The 21,762-nt window shown below is 39.6% G+C and carries 18 protein-coding genes; 9 read left to right on the forward strand and 9 right to left on the reverse strand.

What is annotated here, in order from left to right; translation table 11 throughout:
* Positions 1-132: 132 nt before the first annotated feature.
* Positions 133-1,065 (forward strand): hypothetical protein, encoded by a 933-nt coding sequence (locus HLH18_RS08285; RefSeq protein ID WP_171546453.1) that lies wholly within the window; start codon positions 133-135, stop codon positions 1,063-1,065.
* Between the two features lie 410 nt (positions 1,066-1,475).
* The gene (locus HLH18_RS08290; protein ID WP_171535093.1) at positions 1,476-1,616 is read left to right on the forward strand and encodes a hypothetical protein; all 141 of its coding nucleotides are present in this window, start codon (positions 1,476-1,478) and stop codon (positions 1,614-1,616) included.
* A gap of 98 nt (positions 1,617-1,714) precedes the next feature.
* On the opposite strand, the gene serC is transcribed toward HLH18_RS08290, so the two are convergent.
* Positions 1,715-2,794, reverse strand: a complete 1,080-nt coding sequence (gene serC, locus HLH18_RS08295) for a 3-phosphoserine/phosphohydroxythreonine transaminase (RefSeq protein WP_171546454.1) — start codon at positions 2,792-2,794, stop codon at positions 1,715-1,717.
* Between the two features lie 353 nt (positions 2,795-3,147).
* Here serC and HLH18_RS08300 point away from each other — a divergent pair, with 353 nt between their 5' ends.
* The 5 genes from HLH18_RS08300 (at position 3,148) to gltP (ending at position 9,640) form a co-directional block, all read left to right on the forward strand.
* On the forward strand, positions 3,148-4,638 hold the full coding sequence (locus HLH18_RS08300; RefSeq protein ID WP_171546455.1) for a TolC family protein: 1,491 nt from the start codon (positions 3,148-3,150) through the stop codon (positions 4,636-4,638).
* An 18-nt stretch (positions 4,639-4,656) separates the two neighbouring features.
* Positions 4,657-5,838, forward strand: a complete 1,182-nt coding sequence (locus HLH18_RS08305; protein ID WP_171546456.1) for an HlyD family secretion protein — start codon at positions 4,657-4,659, stop codon at positions 5,836-5,838.
* Complete coding sequence (locus tag HLH18_RS08310; RefSeq protein WP_171546457.1) at positions 5,838-6,968, forward strand: ABC transporter permease; 1,131 nt, start codon at positions 5,838-5,840, stop codon at positions 6,966-6,968. The genes HLH18_RS08305 and HLH18_RS08310 overlap by 1 nt, the downstream gene beginning before the upstream one ends.
* Positions 6,969-6,976: 8 nt before the next feature.
* Entirely contained in the window at positions 6,977-8,077 is a 1,101-nt protein-coding gene (locus tag HLH18_RS08315) for an ABC transporter permease (RefSeq protein WP_171546556.1), read from the forward strand.
* A gap of 267 nt (positions 8,078-8,344) precedes the next feature.
* On the forward strand, positions 8,345-9,640 hold the full coding sequence (gene gltP / locus HLH18_RS08320) for a glutamate/aspartate:proton symporter GltP (protein ID WP_171546458.1): 1,296 nt from the start codon (positions 8,345-8,347) through the stop codon (positions 9,638-9,640).
* 45 nt (positions 9,641-9,685) lie between these two features.
* Here the strand turns inward: gltP and HLH18_RS08325 are convergent, their stop codons facing one another.
* From HLH18_RS08325 to HLH18_RS08345, 5 genes are all read right to left on the reverse strand, one after another.
* The gene (locus HLH18_RS08325; RefSeq protein ID WP_171546459.1) at positions 9,686-11,185 is read right to left on the reverse strand and encodes an ATP-dependent nuclease; all 1,500 of its coding nucleotides are present in this window, start codon (positions 11,183-11,185) and stop codon (positions 9,686-9,688) included.
* A gap of 361 nt (positions 11,186-11,546) precedes the next feature.
* Entirely contained in the window at positions 11,547-14,555 is a 3,009-nt protein-coding gene (gene gyrA / locus HLH18_RS08330; RefSeq protein ID WP_171546460.1) for a DNA gyrase subunit A, read from the reverse strand.
* A 576-nt stretch (positions 14,556-15,131) separates the two neighbouring features.
* Complete coding sequence (locus HLH18_RS08335; protein ID WP_171546461.1) at positions 15,132-16,064, reverse strand: FAD-binding protein; 933 nt, start codon at positions 16,062-16,064, stop codon at positions 15,132-15,134.
* A 17-nt stretch (positions 16,065-16,081) separates the two neighbouring features.
* Positions 16,082-16,831, reverse strand: coding sequence for an electron transfer flavoprotein subunit beta/FixA family protein (locus HLH18_RS08340; protein ID WP_131289822.1), 750 nt, complete (start codon positions 16,829-16,831; stop codon positions 16,082-16,084).
* Positions 16,832-17,329: 498 nt separating this feature from the next.
* Positions 17,330-17,935: a LysE family translocator gene (locus HLH18_RS08345; RefSeq protein ID WP_171546462.1), complete on the reverse strand. Its 606-nt coding sequence runs from the start codon at positions 17,933-17,935 to the stop codon at positions 17,330-17,332.
* Positions 17,936-18,049: 114 nt separating this feature from the next.
* On the opposite strand from HLH18_RS08345, the gene HLH18_RS08350 reads away from it, so the two are divergent.
* Together HLH18_RS08350 and HLH18_RS08355 are read left to right on the forward strand one after the other, a co-directional pair.
* Positions 18,050-18,544, forward strand: coding sequence for an Lrp/AsnC family transcriptional regulator (locus tag HLH18_RS08350; protein ID WP_171528497.1), 495 nt, complete (start codon positions 18,050-18,052; stop codon positions 18,542-18,544).
* Positions 18,545-18,553: 9 nt separating this feature from the next.
* Positions 18,554-19,114, forward strand: coding sequence for a GNAT family N-acetyltransferase (locus tag HLH18_RS08355; RefSeq protein WP_250852394.1), 561 nt, complete (start codon positions 18,554-18,556; stop codon positions 19,112-19,114).
* On the opposite strand, the gene HLH18_RS08360 is transcribed toward HLH18_RS08355, so the two are convergent.
* The 3 genes from HLH18_RS08360 to dapF all read right to left on the reverse strand — a co-directional run bounded on the left by HLH18_RS08360 (position 19,111) and on the right by dapF (position 21,754).
* Positions 19,111-19,482, reverse strand: coding sequence for a hypothetical protein (locus tag HLH18_RS08360; RefSeq protein ID WP_171546557.1), 372 nt, complete (start codon positions 19,480-19,482; stop codon positions 19,111-19,113). The two genes, HLH18_RS08355 and HLH18_RS08360, sit on opposite strands and share 4 nt — an antisense overlap.
* 275 nt (positions 19,483-19,757) lie before the next feature.
* Positions 19,758-20,654 (reverse strand): site-specific tyrosine recombinase/integron integrase, encoded by an 897-nt coding sequence (gene xerA / locus HLH18_RS08365; protein ID WP_171546558.1) that lies wholly within the window; start codon positions 20,652-20,654, stop codon positions 19,758-19,760.
* Positions 20,655-20,908: 254 nt separating this feature from the next.
* Complete coding sequence (gene dapF / locus HLH18_RS08370; protein ID WP_131289830.1) at positions 20,909-21,754, reverse strand: diaminopimelate epimerase; 846 nt, start codon at positions 21,752-21,754, stop codon at positions 20,909-20,911.
* Positions 21,755-21,762 lie beyond the last annotated feature (8 nt).

A 21,762-nucleotide genomic window follows, 5' to 3' on the forward strand; every position in this document is an offset into this window, starting at 1 on the left:
ATACAAACAGCTCTTAGTCTGGGTATTGAGCACTTTTCTCATAATTTGATGGTTAAATTTAGCCAGATGACTTGAAATTTTAAAATAACCCTCGATTTAATATACAAATACAACCCAACATCAATTGTGAATATGAAAAATCAGAATAGACCAGAAATTATCACCATTGAAGATCAAAACTTTGGCAGCCATGTTGAACACTGGAATTTACTCACAGATAATCCAACGACAGATGTACCAAAGTGGCTTGGTCTAGCGCTGAATGCACCGGTTATGCCAATGGGTTTGTGTGCCGAAGAATGTGACATGGATGAAACCACATGGCTCATTCAAGGACCAAAGAAAGCAGCAGTACAAATAAATCAAGTGATTGCGGTTGAAAATAACAAGCCACAAGCGGTGAAAACTGCATTTCCAAGTTTCGAAGGCCCGTATAAAGTTGAGGCCAAAATTGAACGTATTATTAGCTGTAAATCCAATACTCAGGCTGTTTTACGCTTAAACCTAGGTGCAAATACCACTGTTTATGCCTTTGATACCCTCTATAGCGTGAATCATGACCACTATGAAAAAGGTCAAACCTATCTGGCTCAGTTAAATGCATGGGCGTATGAACTTGAAGCTGTTTCAGACCATGAACACTTGGTGGTCGATGATCCTGCTTCGATTAAGCACCATCGTGCTTTAAATGATATTTTAGCAGCCAATGACGGCGTTGCCCCTGCCAATTTGCAAGAGCAAATTGATGCCTGGGAGCCTCAATCGGAAGATGATAAAGAACCCGTTACCGTCGATTTCTCAAAAATGGTGGCTTATCTTTATGGCGAAAATATGGGCCAAGAAGATGAAGCCTGGTTCCAGGGTAATATTGTCGGTAAAACGTCAATGTCCTTTATGGAGCAAGACTACACGCTTTATGATGTGGCCTTAATTCATGATGACAATCAGGAAGCAACCCTGATCCGTATTGCAACAAAGAATACAGCCTATAAAGACTTCCAGATTGGGCAATTTATTCGAGGCAATCTGTGGATTCAAGTCAATATTCATTCTAAAAAACAGTAAGCTACAAACAGCAGCTCAATATTGTGATGATCAATATCACGATTTAGCTGCTTTTTTTATGTCGGTTTTTTATTATCTGGTTTCGAATGATGCTTTATATTTATCCACAGTTAAACATTATATTTAATATTTTTAAATTCAAAATAAAATACATTTATCCACAATTTTAAATTCAAAATCTTATCTTTTAAAATACGCCGCTGATTATATTTTATGGTTAATTTTTAAGCTTTTTATACAGTCCAGCCCTTGATTGATAAGAAGCTGAGAATAAGTGCGATATTTATTTCGATAAAATAAATATTTTAATTACATATTTTTATTTAGTACTTTATTTAATCAATTTTTTATGATAAAAATGCAAATTACAAATAGGAATTAACGATAAATAAATCGGAATAGAGCTTTCCATGAAAATCGTGCAAGAAGAAAATATACAACAAGTTGAACATCAACTTGGAAAACGCTTCCAGTTAGACAGCATCTCATGCTTATTTTTTGTATTAGGCATGTTTATGTCTGCCTATCTTTTACATCTCTTTATTCTTTAAGCTTATTTTAACGGCTGATTTTCAACAGACTTGTTTCAAAAAAATTATTTTTAATCAAAAAAAGCCCATCATGTGATGGGCTTTTTTCGCTTTAAGGCTTAAGCATTGCGTTTCGCAAAGTCATCCATAAAGTTCACTAAGGCTTGTACGCCTTCTAATGGTACGGCGTTATAAATACTTGCACGCATACCACCGACTGAACGGTGACCTGCCAAATTAAGAAGATGATTTTGTTCAGCTTCTTTCAGGAACAATTTATCTAGATCAGCATTTGCCAAAGTAAATGGTACGTTCATGATTGAACGGTTTTGTTCTGCAATTGGATTTGCGTAGAAATCACTCGCGTCAATATAACCATAAAGCAATTTGGCTTTTTCAAGGTTTACTTTGTGAATGGCTTCAACACCACCATTTTCAAGCAACCATTCGAATACAAGGCCAGACAAGTACCAAGCATAGGTTGATGGTGTATTTACCATTGAATCATTCTTAGCTTGCGCAGAATATTTCAAAATGCTTGGAATTTCAGGTTTCGCTTGATCAAGCAAATCATCACGAATAATCACTAGAGTTAAGCCAGCAGGACCAATATTCTTTTGCGCGCCTGCATAGATTAAGCCAAACTTAGACACATCAATCGGTGCTGAAAGAATGCTTGAAGATAAATCCGATACTAAAGGCGCATTCACTTCAGGAATACCGGCAAATTGAAGACCACAGATGGTTTCGTTATCTGCATAATGCACATAAGCAGCATCGTCAGACAAGTTCCACTGGCTTTGATCCGTAATCGCTAACTTACCGTTAATGCTTGTGCCCGCTTCCACGACATTGATGTCGCCATAGCGTTGCGCTTCTTTAAGCGCTTTTTCAGACCAGATCCCGGTATGGATATAATCAGCTTTGTTATTTTTGCCTAAAAGATTTAAAGGAATTGCAGAGAATTGAAGTGAAGCACCACCCTGCAAGAACAATACTTTATAGTTCTCTGGGATGTTCATCAATTTGCGTAAATCTGCTTCTGCTTTTTCTGCCACAGCCACATAGTCACTACTACGGTGACTCATTTCCATGATCGAAAGACCTTTGCCATGCCAATCGAGCATTTCAGCTTGGGCTTTTTCTAAAACGGCAGTCGGTAATGCAGCAGGGCCAGCACAGAAATTGTACGCGCGCATGATTTTTCCTTTCAAAGTGAAACACAATAAAATAACGGCATTTAACCACAGATAGCCTGAGCTTGCAGTAAATTATCCTGAAAATATTTCAATGCTGTCGGACATTTAAAGTCAAAAGTTCAATAAAGATCGGCTTTAATAAACCATTTTGTAATCCTTGGCACCTGGCTTAAAGGCGCAACTGCATCTTATTTCTGATCTTTTCAAAGTTGCTACTGCAATACGTTGGCATTTAAAATTTAATCACGTGATTGATATACAAATGCATATTAAACAATACAACAACTTATTGATTAGACATACAATTCAATCTATGCAATATAATTGTTACAAAGAAATTGAGCGTCTGATCGATGTCACTGCGTTTATATGCATCACCAAAGAAACTTGCACTACTCATACAACCTCATCTCCGTCTTGGAATTTGTACTGCCTGCCTAATTCTTGCCCCACAGGTTTTTGCGGAAAGCATCAGTTATGCACAAGCTGAAGAATCAGTTTTAAAGGATTCTTATAGCACCCAGGCCAATCAAGCCTTACAACAGGCTGCAAAACTTGAAGCAGAAGCCGTAAAAGGTCTAGGGCTGCCGCGGGTGGACTTAAATGTCCGTGCATACGCTTTTCATAATGAAGTGGATATTCCACTCGATTCTTTTAAAAACAATTTGGAACAAACGCTTGCTCAAGGCATTAATGACCGGATTAATCAAGAAAACCTTCCCGCCAATATTGCCGATCCTTTAAAAGAAGGACTGAATCAAACCATTCATAGCGGTGTGAGTCTATTTCCCGATTCAGCCAATGTGATTTTGGAAGACCAAGTGGTTCGTCCCACAGTTTCAGTCTTAATGCCGCTTTATACGGGTGGACTGACTTCCAGTGCCAAAGAAGTCGCCAGCATTAAGGCACAGCGCAGCCAGCTGAATACCCAGCAGCAACAAGATTTACAACGTTTTGAACTGATTCAGGCTTATTTCAACGCCCAACTGCAAAAGCAATTACTCGATTCAAGCCGTTCCAATTTTAACGCCATGCAAAGCCACTATAACAATGCGCTTAAACTGGAAAATCAGGGTTTTATTAGCAAAGGGCAACGGATGCAGTTTGAAGTGGCAAAAAACAATGCTGAACGAACTTATCAAAATGCCGAAGCCAGTCTCAGATCCAGCCTGTTTCAACTGAATAATCTTTTGCAAAGCAGCCAGATTACGGACTTGAGCACCCCACTCTTTGTAAATTCTGCCCAAAGCCAGTCTTTAAATAGCTTGCTGAAAAGCTATCAGGATCAATCCTCCCTCATTCGCAAAATGCAAATGGATACCCAACTGGCCAATGCCAATGTTAAAGTGCAAAGTGCTGCGAAAAAACCGAATCTTTTTGCTTTTGGGGAATACAGTCTGGATGAAAAGCAAAACTGGATTGTCGGTGTGGTGGCACGTTACAACCTGTTTTCAGGGGTCGATAAAAACAAAAATATTCAGGCAGCAGAATTACAACGCTATGCTTCTGAACTGATGACGGAGCGCACCAAACAGGAAATTGAAAATATTATTTATAGGTCCTATAGCGAACTGACCACCGCCCAGCAAAGTCATCAACTGTTACAGCAAAACATGAAAGCCGCTCAGGAAAACCTGCGTATTCAAACGCTGTCTTTTAAGGAAGATATGGGCATAGCTACACAAGTGATTGATGCACAAAATACTTTGAGCGGTTTAAAAAGTGAAATGGCATTGAATGCCTATAAATATGTGATGTCTCTTGCGACTTTATTGCAAAGTCATGGCTCAATCAATCAGTTTCAGAGCTACGTCAATCAGGCTCAAACCAACTATATCCGTTAATTTTTGCTGGGGAAAAACATGACTCAAGATCAAAACAAGCCTGATCAAGATGTAGAGCAGACCTCATCAGAAGGCAGTGCTACAGATACATCAGCTCAAAGCAGCAAGGCAGATACGCAAAAGACTGCCGAACAGCAAAGCAATTCAGATAATGAATTTTTCAGTTATTCAGAACAAGCTCCGACCACTGAAACTACCGAGCCAAATCCAAAAAAATCAGCTTTCATTAAACTGGTCGGCATCATCGTTTTGATTTTACTGTTGGGCTTGATTGCTTTTGGCTTATGGAAAAGTTATCAACCGACACAAGTTGAACTGCAAGGTCGAGTTGAAGCAGAAACCGTTCATATCAGTACTAAAGTGCCGAGCCGTATTGAAGAAGTCTATGTACATGATGGCGATAAAGTTAAAAAAGGTCAGCAACTGGTACATTTATTCAGTCCGGAAATTGAGGCAAAAAAACAGCAGGCATTAGCTTCTTTGCAATCTGCCCTTGCGCTGCAATCGACGGCAGATCGTGGTTCGCAACAGGAAAATATTGACACGCTATACGCCAACTGGCAAAGCCTGAAGGCGCAACAGGCATTGGCTCAAACCACCTATCAACGTGGAGCAAATTTGTTTAAAGAAGGCGTAATTTCCCGACAGCGTCGCGACGAAATGCAGGCCGCAGCGGTTTCAGCCAGTCAAATGACCGAATCTGCCTATCAACAATATAAACGTGCAAAACGTGGCAGCACGCCAGAACAAAAATCTTCAACCAATGCACAAGTGGATATTGCCAAAGCAGCAGTTAGCGAGGCCAATGCCTTGGAAGCCGAAACCCAATTGCTTTCTCCAATTAATGGCACCATTTCTAAAACTTACGGTAAAGCCTCTGAACTGGTGGCGATGGGCGTGCCTGTCGTCAGTATTATTCAGGATGATGATTTATGGGTCAGCATCAATGTCCGTGAAGATTTATATGCGCAGGTTTATAAAAGCAAAAGCATTAAAGGTTTTATTCCAGCCTTAAATCAAAGCGCCACTTTTAAAATTAAAAACATTGATGCTGAAGGTGAATTTGCCACCATTAAAACCACGCGCCAAACTGGCGGTTATGATATTCGCAGCTTTAAAGTTCATTTAACTCCAGTACAACCGATTGCAGATTTAAAAGTGGGTATGAGTGTGCTGTTTAAAATTGCAGAGCCAAAATAATGTGGTCTGGCATGCTGCGTGAACTGCGCTATTTACTGAACCATAAATGGGACTTGTGCTTGGTCACACTAGCCCCTTTATGTATGATTGTGTTGTTTAGTAGCATGTTTTCTCAGGGAAAACCTGAACATTTACCGATTGCGATTATTGACCAAGACCAAAGCGAACTCAGCCGAAATATTGAAAAATATGTCAGCCATAATTCCACTCTAGACATCGTGGCTGTTTCACAAAGCCCGGATGAAGTCGAAAAGCTGCTCAATCAAACCAAAATCTGGGGTTATATTTCTATTCCGGCTGGCGCTGAACAACGGCTGGTTCAAGCCAAAGATGCCGAGATTAGTATTGCATTTAATCAAAGCTATTTTAGTGTCGGGAATTCTATTTCATCTGCGATGATGCTCAGTACCGTAGGAGCAATGGCAGATTTCACAGGACATAATTATCTGGAAAATAAAATCCCCTATGTCGATGTTGCAACGCCGAACGTTAAAATATCACCTTTATATAATCCGAGTTTAAGTTACGAGTTCTATTTAGAACCGTTTATGATTCCTGCGATTTTGCATTTACTGCTGTGTTGTTGCGTGGCTTTTGCAGTTGGACAAGAGCTGAAATTTAACACCACCGGACAGTGGCTCAACCAATCCAGTATTTTCAAGGCATTGTTATCCAAAAATTTAACATATGTGCTGATTTTTACCGCATGGACGTGGGCATGGATGTTCTGGCTGATTGAAATACGTGGCTGGTTTGTTGCAGGTCAGTTATGGATCATTCTACTCGGACAGTTTTTCTTTTATAGTGCTTATGCCTTTATGAGTAGTACAGTGGTTTTAGCCACGCGTGACCTAGCCAAGTCTTTCGGTCTTATTGCCGTGTATGGTGGTTCATCTTTAAGTTTTGCCGGAGTCACTTTACCTTTAAACAATGCACCACTGTTTACCCAATTCTGGGCCAATATCATCCCTTATACACCTTATGCAAAATTACAAACCGAACAATGGGTAATTGGCAGCCCTGTATCCATTTCTTTCTTCCCCCTTTTAATCTTAGCTATTTATTGCCTGTTATATTTTGGCACTGCCTATTTCTTCCTGAGTAAATATTTAAAGGGAGTTAAAGCATGAAAAATAGCATTAGAAACTTCCTCCATTTTTATTTAAAAACCTTTAAAGATATTGCACGTAACGCTTCAATCTTTACCACTTTGGTACTCTCGGTATTGGTATATAGCTTTTTCTATCCGACCGCGTATAAAGCCGAACATGCCGAATCTTTACCAATTGTGATTGTGGATGAAGAACAGAGCCTGATCACCTCGACCATTATTGGTGAAGTCTCGAAAAGTCCAAATGTGAAAATCGCGGCGGTTACAGGTAATTTTGCTGAAGCGGAAATGCTGGTGAAAACCCAGCAAGCCGAAGGTATTTTGCTTTTGCCAGAAAATTTATCCAACAGTATTCACCGTGGAGAAGTCGGTGGTGTAGGCTTATATTTAAGTGCAGCCTATTTTTTAAGGACCAAACAGATTGGTTTAGGGCTTGCCACCTCCATTGAAAATGCCATTGCTGAACAGGCACAGAAATTTGGTGATATTACTCATTTCACCCCTGCACTATCTGTTCATCAAATTCCGTTATTCAATCCCTTGTCCGGTTATGGCAGTTATATTTTCCCTGCCATTGCCCCCTTAATTATTTATCAAACAATTGTTTTGGGTTTAAGCATGCTGATTGCAGGTTATCGACTGCAAAACTGGCGACCCAGCAAGACTGAATTTTTTGCGATCTTTAGCGCCATTTTAACCATTGGCTGCTTGGGTTGTTTCTATTTATTTGGGTTTACCTTCTGGTTCTATGATTATCCGCATGGTGGTAATTTCCTTGGCATGCTGATTGGCGTACCGATTTTTATCAGTTGCGTGATTGGTCTAACCATGCTGATTGCTTCATATTTGGACATGCCTGAACGTGCTGGCCATGTAATTGTCTTTACGTCTATTCCGCTGTTTTTACTCTCAGGGACAGCATGGCCACATTCAGCCATGCCCGAGTGGATGCAATGGCTGGGAAACATTTTACCCTCGACCCAAGGAATTCAAATGTTCATTCAGTTGAACCAAATGGGTGTGCCTTTAAATATCGTCATTCCGAAAATGATTTATCTGGTGACGGTTGCGGCCGTATTATTGCTTTGGGGATATTTCCGACTGACCCACGCCCATAAAAAATCATGATCTAGCATTATATTGCATAAGATTAGTAAATAAAACTTAACAAATAGATCGAATATTCAACTAAAACTGAAAGTTTTTTAGCCTATTGAACAGATTGTGAAGAAAAAATGTTAGATTGAATATACTAATCGATGCAAAATAGCCCGTTGTTCATATTTCATGAATATTTTTTATATTATTCATTCCCACGCTCCCCGTAACATGCCGATGTGATATCGACAGTGTTATAGCAGCTTTTTTATTGAAATTTGATTTTAAGGGCTTAGCATGAAAAAGATTAAGATTAGTCTTGCTTGGCAAATCGTCATTGCGCTCATTTTAGGTGTGCTTGTAGGCTCTTTTCTACACTATTCTCCCGAATATCGTGAAACTCTGATTAATAATCTGCTGAGTCCTTTGGGCGCAATCTTTATTAATTTGATTAAAATGATCGTAATTCCACTTGTAGTTTCAATGCTGATTTTAGGTATTGCCAATGCAAGTCATGGTCAAAATATAGGTAAGCTCGGTTTCAGAACCATTGTCTATTTTGAAATTATTACCACAGTTGCAATTATTGTTGGTTTGGTTGCAGCAAATGTGTTCCAGCCGGGTGCCGGTATTGATATGTCGAGTTTGACGCAAACTGACATTTCTCAATATCAGCAAACCACACAAGAAGTGAGTAGCCATTCTCATGGTCTGGTTAACACCATTTTATCTCTCATTCCTTCCAATATTTTTGGATCACTGACTGATGGGCATATGTTGCCAATCATTTTCTTCTCCGTGATCTTCGGTATTGGTTTGGGATCTTTGGCTAAAGAAACCAGAAAACCGCTGATTGATGTGTTACATGCAGTTTCTGAAACCATGTTCAAAGTGACGCATATGATTATGCTTTTTGCACCTTTTGGTGTATTTGGTCTGATTGCGGTAACCGTTGCGAACTTTGGTTTTAGCTCGCTTCTTCCATTAGTGAAGTTGGCCGTTTTGGTTTATAGCGCTATCTTCTTCTTCATCTTTGTCATTTTAGGACTTGTTGCTAAATTCTGTGGTTTCAGTATTTGGGAAATTATTAAAATTCTAAAAGATGAACTGATTCTGTCGTATTCAACTGCCAGTTCTGAAACCGTTTTACCGCGTATCATGGAAAAAATGGAAGCGTACGGTGCACCTAAGTCGATTACCAGTTTCGTTATTCCAATCGGTTATTCATTTAACCTGGATGGTTCGACCTTATATCAAAGTATTGCAGCCATCTTTATTGCGCAGCTTTACGGTATTGATTTAACCATGACTCAGCAAATCATTCTGGTTTTAACCTTGATGATTACTTCTAAAGGGATTGCGGGTGTTCCAGGTGTATCTTTCGTTGTATTGCTAGCAACCTTGGGTAGTGTGGGTATTCCACTTGAAGGCTTGGCATTTATTGCCGGTATTGACCGTATTTTAGATATGGCCCGTACTGTGTTGAATGTGATTGGTAACTCATTGGCTGTTCTTGTGATCAGTAAATGGGAAGGTCAATTTGATGCTGAAAAGCAAAAAGATTATCAAGCTGAAATGAAACAGGCTGCATAATTTATAATGTTAAAAAAAGGAAGCCGAGGCTTCCTTTTTTACGGCTTAAGCATTCATTAAATCTACTTCTTCAGTCAGACTACTTACTTTAAACTGTTCAATTAAACCTATCATTTGATTAATTGATAGTAATAATTCTTCTGAAGTGTAATTATTAGATTTCATAGTTAAATTTTCAGGATGATGAATATGGTTTCTAATGAATGTCATCAAAGTTACAGAATAAGGAGATTTTGCAACTCCATTCATTTCTTTCGTCCATATTTTATTTTTGCTTATGTGATTTTCTAATAGCCATGCTTCAAATGTATTTTCGTTATATTTTTCACTTTTGTCTTGTAAATATCCATATAACTCATTGTGTAAATCAACCGTCGGTAAATCATAAGCTTTAAAATTCAACTCTCCCCATGTTGGACTCCATGGAAATAAATAGTTTAATTTAGCTTCTTCGATATTATTTTTATGATCAGATTTCTTAAAGATATAAAGACCAATATTTTTCAAATATGGACTACTTAAAAAATAAGGTGAATGAGTTGTCACAAATACTTGCCTATGCTTTGAAATTTCCAATAGTGCTTCAAATAATTTTTGCTGTCCTTTAGGATGTAAACAAATCTCTGGCTCGTCAATAAATAGATAAAAAGGTTTAGAGATTCCTTGCTCTTCGTCAAAAGCTACTACTTCTGCATATACTTGTAAAAGAGCTAAAGCAACTGAACGTTGCATTCCATTACCCTTCTCAGTCATTGGAACTTTAATCCCATCATCAATCATAATCGAGCTGTTTTTAAAGAATGATTCTATTTTTAATTCTTCAAACTCGAATGAAATTGATGCAGATCCAAATTGAGTTTGGAATATGTTTTTTATCTTATCTTCGACCACAGATAGTTTTTGACGTAATTCCGACTCCTGAGAATTAAAAACATCATGAAACTTTTTACTAAACTCTTCATATTCATTAGTTTCTTTATGAATTTTTGCAATTTCTGATAATAAAAATCCACAAATAGTTGATGCACCAAAGGATGCTTCATCATTTGGATTTGTATCAGCCCAAATAAAATTAGTTTCAAACAATTTTTTTAAAGGACTATCTAATCCACTAACATTTTCAAAAGTCTGACTCGCATCATCCCATAACAATATAACTTTCAAATCTTCAGTTGTTCTTTTTAATTTTAAATATGTATTTCCTTTTGAACATAAATAAATTTTATTTTTAAAAACAAGCTTCTTATTCTGCTGCGAAAATGCATCAATTACGTTATCAATTTTACCTGTAAACTCTACTTCTACTGAAGCATGATTCAATTGATCACCATTAGAATTTTTATATTTAAGACTACTTATATCCTTCTTAGTTCCATTTCTTAAAAAATCTATAGCCTCTAATACTGTTGATTTACCACAATTATTTTCACCAATAAAAATGTTTAATCCACTTCCTGCCACCCCATCGGGAAGACGAAACTCTAAAAAATTAGCATCATTTTCAAATCCCTTAAAATTTTCGACTTTCAAACTCTTTATAAACATATACCCCCCAATTATTTAAATTTTATAAAATATTGAAATTTCAAAACATATTGAAATTTAATTCAAATTAATTAAAATAACAACAGGAGTCTCCCTAAGTCTTTCCCGCAAAGTATGAGCTAGGTGCAAATACAGCACGGGTGTTAGTTCTCCAAACTAATGTTAAAGATAGGGAGTTTGCCATGACTAAGAAATTAGTTAATGTTCGAGCATATCGACGCTATCGATTAGGACAATGGGAACTTGTGTGCAAACATAAACGTTCTTACCCTAATCGATAATTAGATGAGAGGGAGATTTCCTACCTATTTTATAAAAATAAAAAAAGAGCGCCTAAGCGCCCTTCTTTTTAACTCAAAACTTAGTCTTCAGAATCTCTTAAATCAGATTCATTTTCAGGTTCATCAGCAATCGTTTCATCATCAACCAAAATTTCAGAATCAATCAAAGCTTCAGCGGCAATCACGTCTTCGCCTTCAACTGCTTCAACAAACTCTTCTTCTTCAACGGCTTCTACAGAAACGACACCCACCAAGACTTCTTCATTACCTAGACGGATTAGACGAACACCTTGCGCATTACGACCTGTTGTAGCAACTTCTGAAGCACGGGTACGAACCAGCGTACCGCCATCAGAAATCAACATCAGTTCTTTGCTTTCATCAATGGATACCGCACCGACCAGTTCACCGTTACGTTCAGATGTTTTAATTGCAATTACACCTTTACCGCCACGTTTCTTGGTTGGGAAGTCACCCACTGGGGTACGTTTACCATAACCGTTGGCACATGCACAAAGCACTTCACCCGTTTCAGGTACAACCACCAATGAAACGATACGGCTGATTAATGCCGAATCTGAACCATCTTCGTCATCAGACTCGATATCAGTTTCATCATTTTCTTCAAGCTGCGCAGCTGCACCAATGGTCACACGCATACCACGTACACCTTTAGCAGAACGACCCATTGAACGAACGTCAGTTTCTGCGAAACGAATTGCTTTACCTTCATTCGAGAACAACATGATTTGCTGTTCGCCATCGGTAATTGCAACACCAATCAAGGTGTCATCGCCATTGAGTTCAATTGCACGTAAACCATTTGAACGAACATTACTAAACTGTTCAAGTTCTACACGCTTGATCGTACCGTACTCGGTTGCCATAAACACATAGAAGTTTTTACGAACCGCTTCGGCTTGCTGTGCAAAATCAACAATGATTTCATCGTCTAGATCAGTCGCTGAAAGCTCAACACCCAATTGCTTCAATTGAACGCGTAATGCATCAGACAAGTCGTCAGCACCATCTTCAAGTTCAGCAAGTGCCGCTTCTAGTTCAGCATAATGCGAATTGATGATTTCATTTTCTTGCAGTTTCGCAGCATTGGCTTTTACAAATGCCTTGAAATCAAACAAACGATCTTTAAATTTCTTCGGTGCATCAATCACAGGAAGAATCGCTGTAATCGTCTCATTGGCATCTAGCGGCAACAAGTTCACCATTGGACGACCTTTTGCCCCACGAGATGCTTGTGGCACTTCGTATACTTTCAGACGATAGACTTTACCGACATTGGTAAAGCATAAAACTGTCGCATGGTTCGATGTCACAATCAGATGCTGAATGTAATCATCAGTTTTCATTGATGTTGCAGACTTGCCACGACCACCACGACGCTGTGCAGCGTAGTCAGACAATGGTTGAGTTTTCGCATAACCTGTTTTAGAAACAGTCAGTACCATTTGCTCTTCAGGAATCAAATCTTCACGAGAGAAATCGATACGTGATTCAACAATGGCAGTTTTACGTGCATCGCCATACTGTTGCAGAATCAACGCCAATTCTTCACGAATCACATTCATCAACAAATTGAAATCGTTAAGAATCGCAGTAAGTTCAGCAATTTGCGCTAGGATTTCAGAATATTCCGCATGTAACTTGTCTTGTTCAAGACCGGTTAAACGGTGTAAACGAAGTTCCATGATCGCATTAACTTGCGTTGGTGACAGACGGTAAATATTACCTTCCAGACCAAATGGTTTTGCTGGATCTTCGCCTTCAATTTCGTCAGGACGTACCGATACTGAACCTGCTTTTTCAAGCAATGCAACGACACCACCACCTACCCATTCACCTGCTTGTAAACGCTCACGTGCTTCAGCCGGATTGGCAGAAGTTTTGATGGTTTCGATAATGGCATCAATATTTGCCAGAGCAACCGTCAAACCTTCCAAGATATGACCACGTTCACGCGCTTTGCGTAACTCGTACATGGTACGACGTGTCACCACTTCTTGACGGTGACGAATAAACGCTGCAATGATATCTTTCAAATTCATCAACTTCGGCTGACCGTTGTCCAGACAGACCATGTTAATACTGAAAGAGTTTTCAAGTTGGGTGTTCTGGAACAGGTTATTCACAATCACTTCAGCGTTTTCGCCACGCTTCAAATCAATTGCAATACGCATCCCGTCTTTATCGGATTCATCACGAAGTTCCGAGATCCCTTCAAGTTTTTTCTCTTTTACCAGCTCAGCAATACGTTCAATGGTTTTTGCTTTATTGACTTGGTAAGGAATTTCAGTGAATACGATAGTAATACGACCGTTTTTCGGATCTTCTTCGAAGTGATATTTACCACGAATATGCAAACGGCCTTTACCGGTACGGTAAGCATCCACAATTCCCGATTTACCGTAAATAATACCACCTGTAGGGAAATCTGGACCAGAAATATGCTGCATCAAACCTTCGATGCTGATATTTGGATCATTGGCATAGGCAAGGCAGGCATTCACAACTTCAGTCATGTTGTGCGGCGCCATATTGGTCGCCATACCCACTGCAATACCGGTTACACCGTTAATCAGTAAGTTAGGAACACGGGTTGGCATGACCTGAGGAATACGCTCAGAGCCATCGTAGTTGTCTTCCCATTCGACTGTATCTTTTTCCAAGTCAGCCAAAAGTTCATGCGTGAGCTTACGCATACGAACTTCGGTATAACGCATTGCCGCAGCACTATCGCCATCTACAGAACCAAAGTTACCCTGACCATCGACCAATTGATAACGCAAGCTAAATTCTTGTGCCATACGTACAATGGTTTCGTAAACAGCTGAGTCACCATGCGGGTGATATTTACCGATTACGTCACCCACCACACGGGCAGACTTTTTATACGCTTTGTTGTAGTCATTGCCTAACTCGTGCATTGCGAAAAGCACACGACGATGAACTGGTTTTAAGCCATCTCTCACGTCTGGTAATGCACGAGAAACAATAACACTCATGGCATAGTCGAGATATGAGCTTTTGAGTTCATCCTCAATGGCAATCGGTCGGATTTCCGATAGGCTCATGCATACTCCTTATTACAAACAGTATTTGGAACTGCTCGTTTTATATAATCAATCTAGCAAAAAATTAACCCAAAATAAGCTGAGTTAAAGTCTAAATACAGCCGTAAATTATAGCATAAATTCTCTCGTTTTTGTCTCTTATAAGCCATCTTAATCTTGTTAATTTTCTTCAATTTATCGTTTATTTTTTAATCTGTTTTAATTGTCGGCATTTTATGTGAATTAGTTCGTTTTTTCACTGACTTTAATTCAAATTTACACAACCAAGTACCTCAGAATCTTGCACAATTGAGCTGCTCATTTTGCGCTTTCATCTGCATAGAAAATCAATGACGCGTCACCTGTCCGGAAACCCATCAGAACCCGATTGAAAATGACACGTTTTAGATCTCTCTGAAAAGCCATAGAGCTCGCTTAAGCATTCAAATGAGCATGTTGCTATTACATCTTGAAACGGCTCAATCACCTCTGATTTCTTTGAGAAATTTTCAACAATAAAAAACGCTCTTGAGCAAAGCAGGAAAGCATTGCTTTCACTGCTTGCGCAAGAGCGTCTTTTTAAACAGGATTCAGGAATTAGATTTTAGAAACCAATTCTGGAATAACCGTGTTCAAGTCACCCACTAACCAGTAGTCAGCAACCGCATTGATTGGCGCTTCTTCATCTTTATTGATCGCAACGATCACTTTAGAATCTTTCATCCCCGCCAAATGCTGAATCGCACCCGAAATACCGACAGCGATGTACAAGTCAGGTGCAACGATTTTACCGGTTTGACCCACTTGCATGTCGTTAGGAACGAAGCCCGCGTCAACTGCAGCACGTGAAGCACCTTGAGCAGCGCCAAGCTTGTCAGCCAATGGATCAAGTACAGTGTGATAGTTTTCACCTGAACCCACACCACGACCACCAGAAACCACAATACGAGCCGCTGTGAGTTCAGGACGTTCAGATTTAACAATCTCTTCAGAAATAAACTTAGAGATGCCAGCATCTTGAACATCGCTTACAGCTTCAACTGCTGCAGAACCACCTGTAGTCGCTACAGGATCAAATGCAGTACCACGAACCGTTGCAACAACGATAGATTCAGAAGACTCTACAGTTGCAATCGCGTTACCTGCATAGATTGGACGTTTGAAAGTTTTAGGGCTTTCAACAGCAATGATGTCAGTGATCATGCTAACGTCTAAAAGTGCAGCAGCACGTGGCAGTACGTTTTTGCCCGTCGTTGTAGAAGCAGCAAGGATATGTGAATAACCTTTGCCTAACTCGGCAACTAATTTTGCAACGTTTTCAGCCAATTGGTGTGCATAAGCCGCGTTGTCAGCAAGCAATACCTTGCTTACACCCGCAACTTGAGCCGCTTGGTCAGCAACGGCCTGAGCGCCAGAACCAGCAACCAATACAGTGATATCACCACCGATTTTTTGAGCTGCAGCAACAACGTTTAAAGTAGCAGCGTTTAGTGCTTTATTGTCGTGCTCAGCGATAACTAAAATACTCATGATTTTATCCTTCTGTATTAGATCACTTTCGCTTCGTTTTTAAGTTTTTCAACAAGCTCGTCAACAGATTTCACTTGTACGCCAGCTTTACGCTCTGCTGGTGGTTCAACTTTAACTGTTTTAAGTTTAGTCGTCGCTGAAACGCCATAATCTGCAGGAGACTTCATATCCAGCGGTTTTTTACGCGCTTTCATGATGTTTGGAAGAGCAGCATAACGTGGCTCGTTCAAACGCAAGTCAGTAGTGATAATTGCAGGAAGGTTCAATTCAACAGTTTGTAAACCACCATCAACTTCACGAGTGACTTGAACTTTGTCGCCAGCAACATTCACAACAGAAGCAAATGTACCTTGACCAGCACCCAATAAAGCAGCAAGCATCTGACCGACCTGATTCGAGTCGTCATCAATGGCTTGTTTACCAAGAAGGATCAATTCTGGTTTTTCTTGTTCTACAATGCCTTTCAAGATTTTAGCCACTTCAAGTGCACCAATCTCATCAGCAGTTTCTACTAAGATACCGCGGTCAGCACCCAGCGCCATAGCAGAACGGATTTGTTCTTGCGCTTCTTTAGGACCGATAGAAACCACAACGATTTCTGAAACTGTTCCTTTTTCTTTTAGACGAACCGCTTCTTCCACTGCGATTTCACAGAATGGGTTGATCGACATTTTAACGTTAGTAAGGTCTACCCCACTATTGTCCGGTTTAACGCGAACTTTAACGTTGGCATCAACCACACGTTTTACAGCAACAAGAGCCTTCATGTAATCCTCGGCTGTTTTAGCAAAAGTAAATGTTGAGAAAAGTTAGAATAACTCTTCACTTAAAAATTTTTAGGTGCCCTATCTTGCAATGTGTATGGCATTTCGGTCAAGTCACAATTATCGAAAGAGCTGTAAAAATGCGTAAATTACTTGAACTAGGCGTTCATATTTTTTTGAAGTGTTTTTATTAAGATGAATTCGCTCAATATTTATTTATTTTTAAACATTGATTTTTATTATGTTTTTATCTAATTAACTTCATCAAAAGTTCTGATTTAACCCCTGTTTTCGATTATTTTTTAGCTCAAACAGCTTAGCCTTCTTGCACAAACGACAAAGTTGCGAACTGTCATTTAAGACAGATAAGAGGTTTTTCCCTGCTATAGCTGTAGCAAAAATGATCATTTTTTAGAATAAACTTGTAATAAATTACTTTTAATTTGCAAATCCAGTTCTACTTAAAAAGCATGCCATCATGACATGCTTTTTATAAGCGTGTTAATGAATGATGAGCCAGGTTGCAGCAAGCATTAATAAACCGCCCGAACCGCCATCAATCCATTTTTGTTTACGTTCATCAATCTGGGTTTTTTGGGTGATTTTGGCAAAAATCAAACTCAAACTGCAGTACACCACAAAGATCAATCCGATAAAAATAAACGATAAGATCAGACCTTGCGTCACGGTATCTCCGGCTTTATTGATAAATTGCGGTAAAATTGCAAAGTAAATCAACATGCCTTTTGGGTTCAGTAAAGCAGTAAAAAAGCCTTTTTGAATCGGTTTCGATGTGCTTTTGTTTTCAATTGCCAATTTTTTATTGCTAAAAACCGACTTGATTAAACTAAAAGCCAAAAATAACAGATACGCAATCCCGAGCCAGCGAATGGTTTCAAATAATACCGGGAAGGAAACGATAATGGCTGCAATGCCTAAGGCCACCAAAACAGAATGCACTAAATACCCCAGGCAAACCCCGACTGTTGCCATCATGCCTGCTTTTGCATCTTTTCCCATCACTTGTGACAGGATAAACAACATATCTGGTCCAGGTGTAAAAATCAGAGGGATAACCGTTAAGGCGAAGAGTGCAAATACAGACATTTCCTTTTCCCTTTCCATGTCTTGAAAGTGGAAATTAGTATCGAATAAATACCACAAAATAGGATTTCAAATTATTCTATAATTATGATTATTTTTCGAATTATATTCTAATTTATGAAACTATCTTCCAAGTATATTTCAGTAAAGCTGGATCGCACCGATAAAAATATCATTCGCGCACTGCAAAATAACGGTCGCATGCAAAATAACGATCTAGCACGTGAAATCGGGCTGTCACCATCTTCCTGTTTGCGTCGGGTGAAATTGCTCGAAGAAGCCGGTGTCATTCAGAACTACACCACTGTGGTTGACCCACAAAAAATTGGCTTGCAGCTGATTTTGTTTTCACGGATTTGGCTGGTCGGTCAGGATGCAGAAACGATCGATTGCTTTATTGAAGCGATGAAAGAACTGCCTCAAGTGATGGAGTGTTATATTATTTTAGGTGAATGTGATGCCATGCTAAAAGTGGTGGTACCCGACCTGGAAAGTTATCGTAAGTTTCAGTCCACGCATTTAACCAAGAAAAATGGCATTACCAGTGTCAAAACGGATTTACCCAGTCAGATTATTAAACAGAGTTTCCAACTTCCCCTGGATGATCTTTAGGACAGCATGATGAGTATACAGCTTGAGACATCGCGTTTAATTTTAAGAGCCTGGAAAGAGTCTGATCTTAAGCCGTTTTATGCACTGAACGCTAACACTGAAGTGATGCGTTATTTTCCCCATTGTTTAACTCGGGAACAAAGTAATGCGCTAGCGCATAAGTTTCAAAGAATGATCGAAACGCAAGGCTGGGGTTTCTGGGTAGTCGAATTAAAACAAGGTGGGGATTTTATTGGCTTCACAGGATTAAATGCCCAACCCAGTCAATTTACCTTTTCGCCCTGTACCGAAATCGCTTGGCGACTTGAGCAGAAATATTGGGGCAATGGTTTTGCGACCGAAGCTGCAACTGCTTGTTTAAACTTTGCTTTTGATTCACTCAAGCTAAACCAAGTGGTTGCATTCACTGCAGTACAAAACACAAAATCCCAAGCCGTTATGCAACGTTTAGGCATGCAATTTAAAGACTACTTCAATCACCCTGCTTTAGATAACAGTAGTCCCTTGCAAAGACATGTACTTTATCAAATAGATGCTGCTCAATTTAGGCAGACTAAAACCACCCATTAAACATGATAATGTTGTAAAAAATCACGGTGAATATGGCTTAAATCAATCAGGTCATATTCCTGAAGATTAAATATTTCCCAAACTTCCAAAAAGTCTTGTTTTAAGTCAACATCCGCCACAGCAATCGGTCGTTGCTGCCACTGCAAGTCTGAAATCCAGATATAGCCTTGTTTCGTCTCCGTATTGAGTGCTTGTACCTTGCCTTCAGCATTGATGCCTTGGACATGGGTATTTTCTGGTAAAGATGGCTCAATAGTGGGCAAACTTATTTCAACAAAATGCTTGACCTGACGCAGACCATAGCCTGCAAAAATCTCTTTTTGCTCAGTACTCAATCGGTCATATTTTTCTTGAATATCTGCCATCATTGTTTTCCCTATCATTTTTGACTTCCAAACTTTGTGTAACATCTAGTGAAACAACAAATTATTTCATTACACTGCATTATTCATGCCACCTATTTCATGTTTATAGTTGATTTTTATACCTGATAAATTGGCTTTTTATTATTCTACAATAGTTTAAAACGCCAGTAATATTGCGCAATATTACCGCTAGATTTATTTAAGTTTCATTAATTTATGTTCTTTTACTGAAAAAATCCAGAATCATTTTGAGACAAAATTTAGAGCTCTTTAGATATCTACTCCGATTTTTTCAGTTGTGCCCGTGGATGCGCCTGATCATACACCTGTGCCAAATGATCAAAATCAACGTGGGTATAGATTTGCGTTGTGGTTAAATTGCTGTGCCCCAACATTTCTTGTACAGCCCGCAAATCTCCACTGTTCGACAACATATGACTGGCAAAACAATGACGTAATAAATGCGGATGCAAGTCGACATTTACCCCTGCACGTTGCGCCTGTAATTTAACCCGATTTTCAATTTGTCGTGCTCCGAGCGGATTGCCCTTTTGGGTAATAAACACATTCGCATCAGGGACAAAGTCACCATTCCATAAGGGATAAACTTGCAGCCACAACATCACCGCATCTTTGGCTTTGGAACCAAAAGGCACCACACGGGTTTTATTGCCTTTACCGGTGATACGTAACAGCTGCCGATTAAAATCGATATCCTTAATGCGTAAGCCTTGTACTTCTGCCAGTCGCAGACCACTAGAATAAAGCAATTCCAAGATCGCTTTATCGCGTAACCACATTTGTTGTTCGACCGGTTTTTCAGGTTTGGGCTGATCTAAAATTTGATTAACGGTTTCAATATCCACCATACCCGGCAGTGGTCTAGGCAGGCGCTTTAACTGAAAATCATCAGCCGGATTAAAAGCCAGATATTGTCCTTGTTCGGCCCATTTCATGAATTGACGAATGGAAGATAAAAGCCGTTGCAAACTGCTGGAACTCAGTTGCTGCTGTTCAACTTTTTGCGCTAAGAACTCACGTAAATCGGTAGATTCAACATCGGCTAAATTGAGTTTTTTGATTTCACAAAAATTTAAAAAATCCGAGACATCACGTTCATAGGCCTGCAAAGTATGTTTGGACTGATTTTGAACTTCCCGCTCTTTTAACCACATCAGCAATAAATCAGCAGGAGAACGTATCTGCATCTCTGGATCAATCACGTTTTTTCTCACTGTATTTAAGGGGCGCTATCAACGGCAATATATTATTCATGTTTAACCAGATTAGCTTCAATAATCAAGCACACCCTAGGATACGCCCTTTCTTTTCATTGTATCTATTTTGATTTTAACTTGCACAACCCATGATTCCACAGATAAAAAAGCACCATCATCATGACAGTGCTTTTTCAGTCAAATTATGCGTTTTATTGCTGGTAAAAACTTAAATCGATACGACCTTCATAGACATTTGCAGTTGGACCGGTCATCCAAACCACATCACCTTCACGCCATTCAATTTGCAGCTTACCACCAGCAAGTTCAATTTCTACCGCATTTGCAAGCAAGCCACGGCGCATACCTGAAACCGCAGCGGCACAAGCACCCGTGCCACATGCCAGCGTTTCGCCTACACCACGTTCGAACACACGTAAACGCGCATGATTTTCATCAATGATTTGCATAAAACCGGCATTGACGCGTTGTGGAAAACGCTCATGCGACTCAATTTGAGGCCCCATGCCAGCAACATCAGCCGTAAGCACATCCGGAACAATGGTCACTGCATGCGGATTACCCATGTTCACCACATCAATGATAATACTTTCATCATTGGCTAAGGCTAAGCTGTATAGGTTTTCAGGCTCATCAGCAAGGAATGGAATCTGGTTCGGCAAGAATTTTGGATAGCCCATATTCACGCGAACCCAACCATTTTGCCCTAGTTCTGGCTCAACAATACCGGCTTTGGTTTGCACTTTAATTTTGGTTTTTGTGGTCAATCGACGTTCATGCACAAAACGGGCAAAACAACGTACGCCATTGCCACATTGCTCGACTTCCGAACCATCGGCATTAAAGATACGATATTTAAAATCGACATTTGGAAGATCTGGCGGTTCAACAATTAATAATTGATCGAAACCAATCCCGAAATGACGGTCAGCCAAGCGCTGAATGGTCATGGTATCCAGATAAGCGCGCTGGCTGATCAGATCAACCACCATAAAGTCATTGCCCAGACCATGCATTTTAGTAAATTCTAAAAACATCTTGCATT

This window comes from Acinetobacter sp. ANC 5414 (genome assembly GCF_013004295.1).
In the GTDB taxonomy this organism is placed as follows: Bacteria; Pseudomonadota; Gammaproteobacteria; order Pseudomonadales; family Moraxellaceae; genus Acinetobacter.